The organism is Cryobacterium cryoconiti, from assembly GCF_004403065.1.
GTDB classification, from domain to species: domain Bacteria; phylum Actinomycetota; class Actinomycetes; order Actinomycetales; family Microbacteriaceae; genus Cryobacterium; species Cryobacterium cryoconiti.
Map to the genome: position 1 here is coordinate 1 of NZ_SOHA01000010.1, position 14,261 is coordinate 14,261.

General features: G+C 70.5%; 7 protein-coding genes and 1 pseudogene. 4 read left to right on the forward strand and 4 right to left on the reverse strand.

Features of this window, described 5'->3' with window-relative positions; genetic code table 11:
• A pseudogene (locus tag E3T49_RS05050) lies at positions 1-789 on the forward strand (septum formation family protein); the annotation flags it as partial.
• A gap of 111 nt (positions 790-900) precedes the next feature.
• Here the strand turns inward: E3T49_RS05050 and E3T49_RS05055 are convergent.
• From E3T49_RS05055 to E3T49_RS05070, 4 genes are all read right to left on the reverse strand, one after another.
• Entirely contained in the window at positions 901-1,701 is an 801-nt protein-coding gene (locus E3T49_RS05055; protein ID WP_134423878.1) for an HAD-IIA family hydrolase, read from the reverse strand.
• A gap of 56 nt (positions 1,702-1,757) precedes the next feature.
• Complete coding sequence (locus E3T49_RS05060; RefSeq protein WP_134423879.1) at positions 1,758-2,402, reverse strand: metal-dependent transcriptional regulator; 645 nt, start codon at positions 2,400-2,402, stop codon at positions 1,758-1,760.
• Positions 2,403-2,473: 71 nt separating this feature from the next.
• Positions 2,474-3,700 (reverse strand): Nramp family divalent metal transporter, encoded by a 1,227-nt coding sequence (locus tag E3T49_RS05065; protein WP_241972661.1) that lies wholly within the window; start codon positions 3,698-3,700, stop codon positions 2,474-2,476.
• Between the two features lie 93 nt (positions 3,701-3,793).
• Positions 3,794-4,486, reverse strand: a complete 693-nt coding sequence (locus E3T49_RS05070; RefSeq protein ID WP_134423881.1) for a DedA family protein — start codon at positions 4,484-4,486, stop codon at positions 3,794-3,796.
• A 99-nt stretch (positions 4,487-4,585) separates the two neighbouring features.
• Between E3T49_RS05070 and E3T49_RS05075 the strand changes: the two genes are divergently transcribed.
• From E3T49_RS05075 to E3T49_RS05085, 3 genes are all read left to right on the forward strand, one after another.
• The gene (locus tag E3T49_RS05075) at positions 4,586-5,215 is read left to right on the forward strand and encodes a TrmH family RNA methyltransferase (protein ID WP_134423882.1); all 630 of its coding nucleotides are present in this window, start codon (positions 4,586-4,588) and stop codon (positions 5,213-5,215) included.
• A 176-nt stretch (positions 5,216-5,391) separates the two neighbouring features.
• A complete protein-coding gene (locus E3T49_RS05080; protein ID WP_134423883.1) occupies positions 5,392-13,797 on the forward strand; it encodes a beta strand repeat-containing protein in 8,406 nt (2,801 codons plus the stop codon).
• Between the two features lie 16 nt (positions 13,798-13,813).
• Positions 13,814-14,182: a DUF4440 domain-containing protein gene (locus E3T49_RS05085; RefSeq protein WP_134423884.1), complete on the forward strand. Its 369-nt coding sequence runs from the start codon at positions 13,814-13,816 to the stop codon at positions 14,180-14,182.
• Positions 14,183-14,261: the final 79 nt, after the last annotated feature.

Genomic DNA, 14,261 nt, shown 5'->3' on the forward strand with positions numbered 1-14,261 from the left:
CCGGCCGCCGTCCCGCGGCCCGCTGCATCCGCCGCCCCGCGGCCCGCTGCCGCGATGCCGGCCCCACGGTCCGCTGCCGCGACTCCGGGCCCTCGGCCCGCGGGCGGCACCAAACCCGCCTCCTCAACCCGGATCCCGCCCACCGCTCCCGGCGCTGACCGCCCCGGGTCGTCTGGACGCCCGCCCGGCGGTGGTCGTCCTGGTGGTCGTCGCCTTGTCGCCTGGATCGCGGGCGGTCTCGCGCTCGTGGTCGTGCTCGCGGCGCTCTTCTTCCTCGGGCAGAGCCTGGTCGGCGGGGGCGATCCCGCTCCGGTCGCGGTGGGCACCTCCAGCGCCACCCCCACCCCGAGTGCCACCCCGACTGAAGCACCGCCGGCCCCGGTCGAGGTCACCGGTCCCCAGCCGGCCGGCGAACACGCGTGGGACACCCTGTTCGGCGGCGAGTGCCTGCAGCCCTACGTGAGCCCGTGGGAGGAGAAGTTCACGGTCGCCGACTGTGCCACCCCGCACGCGGCGCAGCTCGTCTACCGCGGAGTCTTCGCCGGCGATGCCGCCACCGCGTTCCCGGGCGAGGCGGAGCTGGCCGGTCAGATCAACGCACTCTGCAGCGCGCCCGGCGTGATCGATCCGGCCGCCGCCGCGGCGTACTCCGACCTGCAGGTTCAGGGCAGCTACCCGGTGACCGAAGAGCAGTGGACCGATGGCGCCCGCTACTACTACTGCTTCGTCAGCCTGGCTTCCGGCGAGCCGCTCACGGCGACCGTCGCGGGCCCCGGGCCGGCCGCCTAGGCTCCCCGCGCATCCGTCGCCCCGCGATCACGGGCGCGACAACTGTCGCCGGAGCGGACAAGTGTTGCCCGCACAACAGCGACAGTTGTCCGCTTGGGCAACAGTCAGACGCTAGATCGCGTCGGACTCGATCGGCTCCTGGGCGACGAGCTCATGCACGCCGGAGAGGATCTCGTCGGGGCGGAACGGGTAGCGGCTCACTTCGGCCTCGTCGCTGATGCCGGTCATCACCAGGATGGTGTGCAGCCCGGCTTCGATCCCGGCGATGATGTCGGTGTCCATCCGGTCGCCGATCATGGCCGTGTTCTCCGAGTGCGCGCCGATCTTGTTCATCGCCGAGCGGAACATCATCGGATTCGGCTTGCCCACCACGTAGGGCTCCATGCCGGTGGCCTTGGTGATGAGGGCGGCGATGGCGCCCGTGGCCGGCAGCGGGCCGTCCGCGCTGGGGCCGGTCGCATCCGGGTTGGTTGAAATGAAGCGGGCGCCGTTCAATAGCAGACGGATGGCCTTGGTGATGGCCTCGAACGAGTAGTTGCGGGTTTCTCCGACCACCACGTAATCGGGGTTGGTCTCGGTCATGATGAAACCGGCCTCGTGCAGGGCGGTCGTGAGCCCGACCTCGCCGATCACGAAGGCGGTGCCGCCCGGCGCTTGAGAACGCAGGAAGTCGGCGGTCGCCAGCGCGGAGGTCCAAATGCGGTCCTCCGGCACGTTCAGGCCCGAGGCGCGCAGGCGCGCGCTGAGGTCCCGCGGGGTGAAGATCGAGTTATTGGTGAGCACCAGGAACGGCGTGCCGGTGTCACTCCACTGCTGCAACAGCTCCGCGGCGCCCGGGAGCGGGCTGTTCTCGTGCACCAGCACACCATCCATGTCGGTGAGCCAGCATTCGATCTCGTCGCGACGTGTCATGTGGTGGTACTCCTTTTGTTCACCACCAAGCCTAGCGGCGCAAGGTTTCCGGACGGTTACGCGGTGAGCCAGATCGACCGGGCCGCAGCGGTCGACAGCCGACGGATGTCCCCGTCCGGCAGGCGAACGGCGCCGGGTTCCAGCACCGTGAGCCGGGTGCCGGGGCCGACCAGATCCGCGGCGAGATCGCGCAGGATCGCCGGGTCGCGATCGCTGATGCGCACCACCTCCCCGACATGGCCGACAGCCGCATCCGCCAGCAGCACGGCGTCGGGCCGGATCAGGGTGCCGTCTGCGGCCGGAATCGGGTCGCCGTGCGGGTCCGCCGACGGATGCCCGAGCCGGTCCTCGATCGCCGCCAGCAGCCGGTCGGAGATGGAGTGCTCGAGGATCTCGGCCTCGTCGTGCACCTCGTGCCAGTGGTAGCCCATCTCCCGCACCAGCCAGGTCTCGATCAACCGGTGCCGGCGCACCACGGCCGTCGCGCGCAGGAAACCGGCCGGAGTCAGGGTGAGCGGCCCGTACGGCACATGCTCGATCAGGCCGCCGGCCGCGAGTTTCTTCACCATCTCGGTGACGGATGACGGCGCCACCCCGAGCCGTGCGGCCAGTGCCGAGGGCGTGATCGGCTGCGGCTGCCACTCGGTGTGCGCATAGATGGTCTTGAGGTAGTCCTCGGCCGCGGGCGTGGTGAGTTTCATGACGCCTTCAGGCTAGCGGGCGCCCGCACGGAGCAAGCCGGCACGACCCGGAGCCAACTCGGCACGACCCGTCACGCCCCGGTGAACACGAGCACGAGCAGCACCACGTTCAGGGCCACCAGCAGCAGCGCGAAAATCGCTCCGGCCAGCGTCGTGAACCAGCGGTTGGCGTGCTCGCCGAGCACGCCGCGCTGCCGGGTGAGCCAGACCAGGGGGATCAGCGCGAACGGGATGCCGAACGACAGCACCACCTGACTGAGCACCAGGGCCTCGGTCGGGTCGAAACCCACGCCGAGGATCAGCAGCGCCGGGATGAGCGTCACCACGCGCCGCACGAGCAGCGGCACCCGCACGCGCAGCAGGCCGTGCATGATCTCCGCGCCCGCGTACGCCCCGACCGAGGTCGACGCCAGCCCGGAGGCGAGCAGCCCGACCGCGAACACCGTCGCGATCACGGGCCCGAGAGTCGCCTCCAGGGCCGCGTGGGCACCCTCGAGCGTGTCGGTTCCCGCGACGCCCTGCAGAGCGGATGCCGCGAGCAGCAGGATCGACAGGTTCACCGTTCCGGCGATCACCATGGCGATCGTGACGTCCCATTTGGTGGCCCAGAGCAGCCGGCGGGTCGCCGCCGCATCCGTCATCAGGGGGAACCGGTCCCGGGTGAGCGCGGAGTGCGCGTAGATGGCGTGCGGCATGATCGTGGCGCCGAGGATGGACGCGGCCAGGAGCACCGAGTTCGCGCCCTCGAACCGCGGCACGAGGCCGGCGACGACGCTGCCGGCGTCCGGCGGCGCGAAGAACACGCCGGCCATGAAGCCCACCGTGATGATCAACAGCAGCGCCACGATGACGCGCTCGAATGTGCGTGGGCCGCGGCGGGTCTGCACCGTGAGCACGATCATCGAGATGACGCCGGTGATCACGCCGCCGGCGAGCAGGGGGAGACCGAAGAGCAGATTCAGCGCGACCGCGCCGCCGATGATCTCGGCCAGGTCGGTGGCCATGGCCACCAGCTCCGCCTGCACCCAGTAGAGGCGCCGGGCCAGCGGCCGCCGCATCCGCACCCCGAGGATCTCCGGCAGGCTCGTGCCGGTCACGATGCCGAGCTTGGCCGACAGGTACTGGATCAGCCAGGCCATCACGTTGCCGGCCACGACCACCCAGACGAGCAGGTAACCGTAGCGGGCGCCCGCCGTCATATTGCTGGCGACGTTGCCGGGGTCGAGGTAGGCCACCCCCGCCACGAGGGCAGGGCCGAGCAACCAGAGCAGGCGAGTGGATGCCACGGTGGTCGTCACCGGGGCCGGACCCCTCGCATCCGTGCGTACGTCGTTTTTAGCCACACCGAAAGAATAGGGGAGATTTAGGTGGGCCGAAAGATCACCCGGCGGTTACTCGTCGCGGAGGTCCTCGGGAATCGTGGCGACGGGCACGGGGGACTTGCCGCGGGTGCGCAGCTGCTCGCGGCCGGCTTTGTAGAGCTCGGACAGGATGGGCACGCCCGAGAGCAGCACGATGCCGATGATGAAGTACTCGGAGTACTTCGCCACGAACTCGATCTGTCCGAGCAGGTAGCCCATCAGGGTGAGGCCGACGCCCCAGGCGAAGGCGCCGATCAGGTTGAAGAGCACGAAGGTGCGGTAGTGCATGCGCCCGACGCCGGCGGCGACCGGTACGAAGGCGCGGAACACAGGCAGGAAACGGGCGATGATGACGGCCTTGCCGCCGTGCTTGGCGAAGAAGGCATTGGTGCGTTCCACGTTCTTCGGGTTGAACAGGCGGTTCTGCTCGCGGGCGAAGACGGCCGGGCCGGCCTTCCGGCCGATGTAGTAGGCCAGCTGGTCACCGGAGAACGCGGCGATGAAGATGACCAGGCAGGTCACCCAGATCGGGAACGGCACATCTCCGGTGGCGGTGAGCAGCCCCACGGTGAAGAGGAGGGAGTCGCCCGGCAGGAACGACAGCACGATGAAGCCGGTCTCGACGAACACGATCGTGGCCACGCCGAGGAGCACGAACGACCCGAACCAGCCGATCAGCCACTCGGAGTCGAGAAAGTCGAGGCCGAAAAGTGTGGGATGCAATGTATTCCTTCAGTCGGGGACGAGCCGGCGTAACGCAAACCCTGCAGGACAGAATAGCCGACGGCGCCGTGGCGGAGCCCGGCGGGATACGGTGGATCAGTGCAAGAGCCGCTGAACCCCACGCCCGAACTGTCCACCCACGGCGTCGGACCCTGGGCCGGCGAGTGGCCCGAGGAGTCCTTCTACGACCGGGAACTGCTCGAGCGCGGCGACACCCGCAACGTGATCGACCGCTACCGGTACTGGACCATGGCGGCGATCGTCGCCGACCTCGACGAGAAGCGGCATCCGTTCCATGTCGCCATCGAGAACTGGCAGCACGACATGAACATCGGCTCGATCGTGCGCAGCGCCAACGCGTTCGCCGCCGACACGGTGCACATCATCGGGCGCAAGCGCTGGAACAAGCGCGGCGCCATGGTCACCGACCGCTACCAGCACGTGCTGCACCACCCGGATGTCGCGACTTTCGTCGAGTGGGCCGCGGCCGAGACCCTGCCGATCATCGCCATCGACAACGTGCCGGGCAGCGTGATCATCGAAACTTTTCGCTTTCCCGAGCGCTGCGTGCTCCTGTTCGGGCAGGAGGGGCCGGGCCTCTCGCCCGAGGCGATCGAGGCAGCGGATGCCGTCGTGGAGATCAGCCAGTTCGGCTCCACCCGCTCGCTCAACGCCTCGGCCGCCGCGGCCGTCACCATGCACAACTGGGTGTTGCAGCACCGGTTCTGAGGTCCGCCGCTGCCGCCCCCAGAAATGGGGGCACCCCGGGGCTGCCACCCGGATCGGGGAACCGATACATTCTCAGTAGATGTTTGTCCGGGGGGCAAATTCTCGGGACATGACGCCATGGGACGAGGGGCTACTGCATCGTATTGTCCGATGCCGCATGCCCCAGGAGCCCCACCGTGCCACAGCACCGCGCCCGCACCAGTAGCCGTACCGTTCGTGAAAAGCCCCTCACCCTGTTCGCAACGGGATTCCTCGCACCGGTCCGCGCGCACATCCGCATCACCGCCGGCGGCCTGGCCGCCCTGCTCGTCGCCGTCGGCCTGACCCTCGGCGCCGTCGCCCCGGCCAACGCCGATGCCCTGATCACGCTGTCCGCCGACTCGTCCGGCACCATCCTCGCCGGCGAGGACGCGACCGTGACGCTCACCGCCAGCGGCCCGAGCGGTTCCACCGCCGACTATTACAACCTGGCCTTCCGCTATGAGCTCCCGACCGGGGTGAGCTACGTCGCCGGCAGTGCGACGAGCGACACCGTGCCGGCCCTGCCTGACCCCACCATCGTGGTGATCACCGACTCGGCCGGGCCGCCCGCCGTCACCCACCAGGTGCTGATCTGGACGAACCTCGCTGATCTCCCGCGCGGCACCACCCCCGGATTCACCTTCAAGATCCGGCCGGATGCCGACGTCTACCCGGTCGGGGCGCCGATCCCCGGCAACGCCGCCGTCTATGCGCAGACCAACCCGCGTCTGCTCGCCAAGTTCGCCACGGACACCGGCGTCGTCGTGCCCGGCACTTTCGCCGCCTCGGATGCCGTCAGCCCGGCCGCCACCAAGGTCACCGCGATCGAGGTGACCAAGTCGGAACCGAGCCCCGAGCATGAGCTCATGCGCGGCGTTCACACCGAAGCCCGGGTCTACTCGATCGCGACCCGCAATACCGGTGTCGCCCCCACCACCGGCGTCGTCCTCGTCGACTACCTGCCCGCCGGACTCGAGTTCCTCGGCTGCGGTCTGGCCGACAACAGCGCCGCCGAGGAATACCCGGGCTCCGGGCCCGTGCGCGCCACCCTCACCGGCGACGAGCTGGCCGCCTGCCAGGCCCCGGTCAGCATCGAGACCGTGAACGACCGGCCCGGTTTCGCCGGCCAGGTCTTCACCAGGGTCACCTGGAACCTCGGCGTGCTCGCCGCCGGCTCCACCCGCACCATCAGCTATGCCGCCGGGATCCCGCTCCGCGCCAACACCCTCTCCTGGCCGGCCGGCACCCCCGCCGCGGCCTCCCTGCTCCAGGGTGCGAACCTCGACAACAACACCGGGGCATCCACCCGCCAGGAAGACGCCGCCGCCGCCGGCCGGTCCCTGACCAACACGGCAACGGCCTCCGGCACGTACACCGGCAAGGTCGCCACCCCGGCGGATGCCGCCGTCTCCTCCAGCGACTCCGTCACCGTGAAGGCCATGGACCTGTCCATCGTCAAGTCCGGCCCCGGCCTGTTCAGCGCAGGCGACACGGCCGACTTCTCCCTGCTGGTGCGCGCCGGCGAGTACACCGACGACACGGCCATGACCATCGTCGACACCATCCCCAACGGCCTCTGCCCCATCCTGCCGGCCTCCGTGCTGTTCACCCGCAGCGCAGGCTGCCCCGGTGACGGCATCGTCACCAATGCCACCGTGACCGGCGCCGTCGCCAACAGCGACGGCACATTCACCGTCACCATGACGCCCGCGCCCGACGCGATCGCGCATGGCGACAGCGTCACCATCGAATACAGCGCCTACATGAACGAGACCTACCAGGGCACGTCCAGCGCCGGAACCGGCGCCGGGGTGCCCACCGCGGCCGGGGACTCCTTCCGCAACACGGTCACCATCGCCGGCACCACGACCGGGCTCACCCCCGGCGACCTGGCCGTCAAGGCGGTCACCGACGACTCCTCCGCCGCGCTCGGCTCGGACGGACCGGAAATCAGCAAGAAGGTGCTGCAGCGCCCGACCCCCGGTGCCACCCCGGTGGACTGCGCGGCCGCCGACCCGACCCAGTACGTCGATGAAGAATCGATCCCGCCCGTGATGCCGGCCTATCAGGTCGGCGACAGGGTCTGCTTCGAACTCACCGTCACGTTCTCCACCTCGACGAAGACCCGCAACGCCCAGATCACCGACTTCGTGCCGGTCGGCACCCGCTACGACGCCTATGCCCTCGCCCCCGGCGGCACCGTCGCGGTCACCCCCGTCGCCGGCACCCAGTCCGCGACACCCCTGGTCGCCGACCCGCTCCCCGCGGCCTGGGACCTCGGCGTCACCGAAGGCGGCACCGACCGCTTCGTGCCCAAGGGTTCGACCCTCACCCTGTACGTGAGCGCCATCATCGATTCGCGCACCGACGGAGCGGCGGTCGACATCACCGCCAACCTGATGAAGTACCGCCAGGAGACGACCAGCGGCGGCGTGCTCGCCCTGCGCGATCAGGTCGACTACAGGGTCGCCCCGACACCGGCGGTCGTGCTCGCCAAGAGCATCGCCCAGGTCAACGGCGCCGCCCCCGCGGCCCCGAATGACAACGTCGTTGTCAAGGAGGGCGACGTCGTCACCTACTCCGTCGACGTGAGCGGCGCCCCCGCGAACTTCTTCGACGTGGAGAACGTCACCGTTTGGGATGCGCTCCCAGCCGGCTACGACTGTGCGACCTGGACCGTCACCGCCATCACCGCGGGCGGGGTCTGCCGCAACCCGGGCGACGCCGGCTACCCGGCGAACTCCGCCACTCCGACCGGGCGCAGCGTGATCGAGTGGACCATCGCCGGGCCGCTCGGTGCCGCCGTTCTTGCCAACCTCGCCTACACCGTGACGGTTCCCGCCGGCGTGAGCGTGTCCCGGGTCTTCGTCAACACGGCATCCGTCGTCGCGTTCACCACTCCGACCACCAACGGCACCGACCAGACCTACTTCCCGAAGGGCTCGCTCAACCCTTCCCACGACACCGACGGCAACGCCGCCCCGGCGAACGACAACGCCCAGGTGCGTCTTCCCGATGCCGTTCCGGGCAAGTCCGGCGTGACACGTATCAACGACGTCAACAACAACGCGGCCAGCCAGGCCGTCGCCGGTGAACTCGTCGACTACACCTTCTCCGTCACGGTCCCGCCCCGCACCACGGTCTTCAACGGCGTGCTCTCCGACGCCCTCCCGGCCGGCCTGACCACGACCGGCGCGACCGCCACGGCGACGCTCGACGGCGGGGCACTCCCGGCCGGATTCGGGCTGGACACGACCACGGGCAAGCTGACCTTCCCGGCGACACACGACAACACGACCGCGATCGGCCAGGTCTTCACCGTGACCCTGCCCGGCGTGCTCGTGGGCGTCGGATTATCCTCCGGCAGCCTCCGGAACACCGCGACGTTCGCCAGCACGGCCACCCTGACCGGCGCCGCGCTGCCTGCCCGCACCGCCCAGAAAACCGTGACGGTCGTGACGCCCCTGCCGACCCTGACCAAGACCGTCGACACGCCCACCGCCCGCGGCGGTGACCTGGTGGTCTTCACACTGACTGCCGGCAACACCAGCGGCCGCCCGGCCGCCTACGACTCCGTCATCACGGACTGCCTGCCCGCGGGCCTGGCCTTCGACCCCTCGACCGGGTTCCTCACGTCTCCCTCCGGCACCACGGTCGCCTCCGAGGCCGGCACCGGAACCGGCGCGGGCGGAAACGGCTGCGCCGTCGGCACCACCCGGATCACCTGGGCCCTGCCCGGAACGGGTGCCCTCCTGCACCCCGCGACAGCCACTGTCACGTTCCAGGCCCGGGTGACGCCGACCTCCGCCGGTCTCGAGACGTACACCAACACCGCGTTCGTCACCGGATCGACCCTGGACAACTCCGGCGTCACCCCGGTGAACGACCCGGCCACCGAACGGGTCGTCACGGCGTCCTCCTCCGCCGTCGTCACGGTGCAGGGCGCCGTGACCGTGAAGACGGTGCTGCCGGCCACCGCCACCATCGGCGGCACGATCGACTACACCGTGACGGTCACCCTGCCGCAGAACGTCAACTTCTATGACGCCGCGATCATCGACACCCTGCCCGTCGGCCTCACCGCCGGAACCGCGACCGTGACCTGCCTCACCGCCGCCGCCGTGGACTGCGCGGCGGACCTGCCCGGAGCCGGGGCGCCCCTCACGGCCTCCGGCCAGAAAATCGGCTGGTCGCTCGGCGACGTCACGGCGAAAGCCGAGATCCGCACCCTCACGGTCACCTTCACCGGTACCGTCACCTCGGCGCCCAGCAACGCGGCGGGCGTGATCCTGAAGAACGGCGCGTTGCTGGGCTGGAACGTGCTGAACGGAACCAACCCCACGGCGGCGAACGCGTCCTTCGCACGCACCGCGGCATCCGCCACCGCCGACGTGACGGTTCTCGAACCGTCTCTCTCGATCGCCAAGGCCGTCTCCGACACCACGCCGGAACCCGGCCAGACCTTCACCTATACGGTCACGGCGCGGAACGCGAACACCGCCACCACGAGCGACGCCTACGCGGTGAGCATCGTCGACACCATCCCGGCCGGCATCGACCCGGCGAGCATCGTGAACATCTCGAACGGCGGCGTGCGCTCCGGCAGCACGATCACCTGGACCGTCGCGAGCATCGCCAAGAATGCCACCGCGGTGCTGACCTATGACGCCACGCTCGCGGCCTCCGGCACCCTCGGCACCGGCGCGATCATCAACACGGTGACCATCCCCACCTACCGGTCGCTGCCCGCAGCAACGCCCGATGAGCGCGAGTACACGGTCAACCCGCCCCGGGCCACCGCCTCCGTCACACCGGACTTCCCCCGTATCGTGCTGACCAAGGCGGCGTCCAACGGCACCACCGCCTACCCGAACACCCCCTTCGGCTGGACCCTCGGCCTGACGAACACGGGTTCCGGCACCGCCGCCACCGTGACGGCGACGGATGTCCTCCCCGCCAACTGGGAGTATCTGGCCGGCACCGGCACGGTGTCGGTCAACGGCGCCCCGGCCGTTGCCCTTGCCGACCCGGCGGTCAGCACTGCCTCTGGCGTGCAGACCCTGGTCTGGCCGGCCTTCACGGGCGTCGGCCCCACCGGCACGATCGTCATCCGCTACTCGGCCCAGCCGACTCTGGCGGCGGCGACCACCACCCCGGGCGCAGGCGCGGGCATCCTGCACACCAACACCCTGTCCGCGTCGACGACGGATGCGACCGGCGCCACCGGCCGCTCCGGCCCCACCTCCTACACCGGAGGGCCGGCCACCGCGGCTGCGCAGCTGCACTCCGCCGACGTTGTCATCGTCAAGGCCGCCGGCGCCGCCCTCGTCGCCGGCACGACGACCGCCGACGCCTGGACCCTGACCGTGAGCAACCGGGGGCCGGACACCGCGGTCGGCGTGGTCGGCGGTCACAACTTCCGGGTCACCGACACCCCGGCCCAGCCGCTTCCGGCCGGGCTGACGGTCTCCGCCGCCTCCGGCGCCGGCTGGTCCTGCACCGTCCCCGATGTGTCCACCGGCGCCTTCACCTGCGACCGCCTGAACAGTGCTGAAACCCTGGCATCGGGCAGCGCCTGGCCGCCGATCACGGTGGCCGTCGCGGTCGCCGCCGACGTCGCATCCGGCACCGACGTGGCCAACACGGCCTCGGTCGCCAGCCGCACCTTCGACCCGGCCCCCGGCAACAACGCCGACGCCGAGACCATCGCGGTCGGCACCAGCGCCGACCTCCGGATCGCGAAGGCGTCCCAGGGCGACTTCACGGCCGGGCAGGTCGCCACCTGGACCATCGACGTGACCAACGACGGACCCTCGCTCTCCCGGGCCCCGATCGAGGTCGCCGACACCCTGCCGGCCGGAATCTCCGAGGTCTCGGCCACCGGAACCGACTGGACCTGCGACACCGCAGCGACCCCGGTGAGCTGCACGACCGACACCGACCTGGCGCTGGGTGCCACCTCCCGCATCACCGTGACCGCCCTGATCGACTCGGGCTTCACCGGCAGCCTGACCAACACGGCGACCGTGTCCGGCACCACGCCTGACCCGGATCCGAGCAACAATGAGTCCCGCACCACCGACGACGTCGGCACCGGAACGACCCTGGCGATCGAGAAGACGCTCTTGGACGCCGCGCTGGTGCCCGGCGCCGAGGCCACCTACCGCTTCGTCGTCACCAACACCGGCACCGCCGACGCCCGCACGGTCACCATCGCCGACGAGCTCCCGGCCGGGTTGACCTTCGTCGACACGGCCGCCGCCGGCCCGGGAACCTGGACCTGCACCGAGACGTCCACCGGCCCCTCCACCGTCGGCTGCGCCCTGACCGGCACCCTCGAGCCCGGCGCAGCCGCCGCCCAGACCGTCGACCTGACGGTGCGCGTGGCCAGCAGCCTGCTCGGCGACGTCGTGAACGCCGCGACCGTCACGGCAGACAACGCCGATCCCGCCACCGACGACACGAACACCGCCCTCACCGGGGTCTCCGACCTGGGCATCGTCAAGTCCCACCCGGACGCCCCCGTCTCAGCCGGAACCGACGTGGTCTACACCCTCGAGGTGGAGAACCACGGGCCCTCGGATGCCCCGATCGGCACGGTCGTGACCGACCGCGTTCCGGCCGGGCTCACCCCGGTGTCCGCCGACGGCGGCTCCGAGTGGACCTGTGACCCGCCGGTCGGCCAGGAGCTGACCTGCACGAGCACGGGCATCCTCGTCGCCGGCGCCACGGCGCAGTCGATCCTGGTCACCGTCAGCGTTCCGGCCGACGCCGGCGCGGCGACCTTCACCAACGTCGCCGAGGTCACCGGTGTCCTCGACGAACCGACGCCCGACGCCAACCCGAACACGGCGAGCGACCCGACGGTCGTGACCGCCCTGGCCGAGGTCGGCATCGTGAAAACCGTCACGTCCGACAAGGGATCCGTCGTCGCCGGAGGCTCGATCAGCTACACGCTGACCGTGACCAACGCCGGCCCGTCCTTCGCGGACGCCCTCACCGTCTCCGACACCCTCCCGGCCGGCTTCACCGCCACCGCGATCACCGGAGACGGCTGGACCTGCGCACTCGCCACCGTGAGCTGCAGCCGGGACACCCTCGGCCTGACCACCGCCGTGATCACCGTCACCGCGACCGTCTCCTCCGCGGTGTCCGACGGCACGGTGGCCACCAACTCGGCCACCGTCGTCTGGACCGACAGTCGCCCGGAGCCGCACTCCGACACCGACACGGTTCCCGTGACGGTCGACGCCGTCGCAGACTTGGTTCTGGTCAAGACGGCGCGCACGAGCGTGCTGAACGCCGGTGAGACCGTCGACTTCGACCTCCAGTTGACGAACGCCGGCCTCTCCGACGCCGTCGGCCCGGTCACCGTGGTCGACACGCTGCCGGTCGGCATCCGGTTCCAGACGAGCGCGCCCGGCTGGACCTGCGCGGCAGACGCCGCCCCGGCCGACGCGGAACAGACCGTGACCTGCACCCTCGGCGACGGAACCGTGGGTCTGGCGGCCGGCGGGACGGCAACCCTGCTGACGCTCATGACCGGCACCGACCCCGCGCTCGGCCCGGTCACGCTGACGAACACGGCCACCGCGGCGACGCCGACCACCGAAACCGACCTCGCCAATAACGACGGCGCCGCTGACGTCACCTTCACCCGGCTCGCCGACCTCGCCATCGTCAAGACGCACGGGGGAGACGGTGCCATCGGTGCCGCGACGGCGTTCCCGATCGTCGTCACCAACGACGGACCGTCCACGGCGGTCGCCGTGACCGTGGTCGACTCCCTGCCCGCGGGGCTCACCTGGGTCGACGCCGCCGGCAGCGACCCGGCCTGGACCTGCACGGCCGGGGCGACCGACGCCGACACCGGGGTCACCCCGGTGACCTGTGCGCTGGCGGGGGAGCTGGCACCAGCCGCGACGGCACCGACCCTGATCGTCAACGCCACGGTGGACGCTCGCGCCTACCCGCTCGTGACCAACCGGGCCGTGGTGTCCTCCGACACCCCTGACCCCGACCCGGCCGACAACTCCGCGACGGACCCGCTGACGGTGACGCCACTGGTGACCCTTCAGGTCACCAAGGCGCATGTCGGGCAGGCCGCCACGGGCGAGAAGCTCGACTACCTCATCTCGGTGACCAACGTGGGCGTGACGAACGATCCCGGCGGGTTCTCCATCGTCGACGACCTCCCGTCCGGTCTGGCCTATGTCGGCAGCAAGGGTAAGGATGTCACCTGTGCCGCCGTGCGGGCATCCGTCACCTGCGTTTTCGACGGCGAACTGGCGATCGGTGCGACCCGCACGGTGACACTGACCACCACGGTGCTCGCGGCGGCCTCCAGCCAGGTCGTGAACACCGTCGTTGCCCGGAGCCTCTTCGCCGACCCGGCTGCGCCGACGGCCACGGCCACCGACACGGCCACCGTGCAGGAGGCGCTCGCCGACACCGGTGTCACGCGGTTCGCTCCGTTGCTGGCCCTGGCCCTGATGGTGCTGCTGCTCGGCGCGGGAATGCTGGTTTACGGACGTCGCCGAGGCGACGGCAGCCGGGGTTAGGGGCTAGCGTTGGATCATGACTGCGATCACTGACGATCTGCCCGCCCGCCTCCTGCACGAAGAGCACGAGGGGTGGCAGGCGATTGTCGCTGGCCACGGCGGGGACTACTACCGGCGAACGATGACCGGGGACGGACTCCTGATCCTGCCGGGCAGAATCGTCACCCGCGACGAGGCGATCGCCTTCTTCAAGGGGATGCCCGCGGTCACCAGCTATCAGCTGCGCGCCCCGGCCGTGGTGCGCCTCAACGATCACGCCGCCGTGCTCGTCTACCGGCTCCTGGCGCACCGCGGCGACGAGGTGATCGAGGCGAACGCGGCCACGACCTTCGTGTTCGCCGACGGCGGCTGGTGCGTCGCGACGCACCAGCAGACTGCCCTCTAGCAGCACCTCCGGCAGTCGGGAGAGGGCCCTGCCGGGTCCTCTCCCGACGCCGTTCCGCGAGGGTTGTGAACGCTCGAAC

What these genes read in the sequence shown, in the direction of transcription:
- E3T49_RS05055 (WP_134423878.1), bottom strand. Translation starts at nt 1,701, where the DNA reads ATGACACGTCGCGACGAGATCGAATGCTGGCTCACCGACATGGATGGT.
- E3T49_RS05060 (WP_134423879.1), bottom strand. Translation starts at nt 2,402, where the DNA reads ATGAAACTCACCACGCCCGCGGCCGAGGACTACCTCAAGACCATCTAT.
- E3T49_RS05085 (WP_134423884.1), top strand. Translation starts at nt 13,814, where the DNA reads ATGACTGCGATCACTGACGATCTGCCCGCCCGCCTCCTGCACGAAGAG.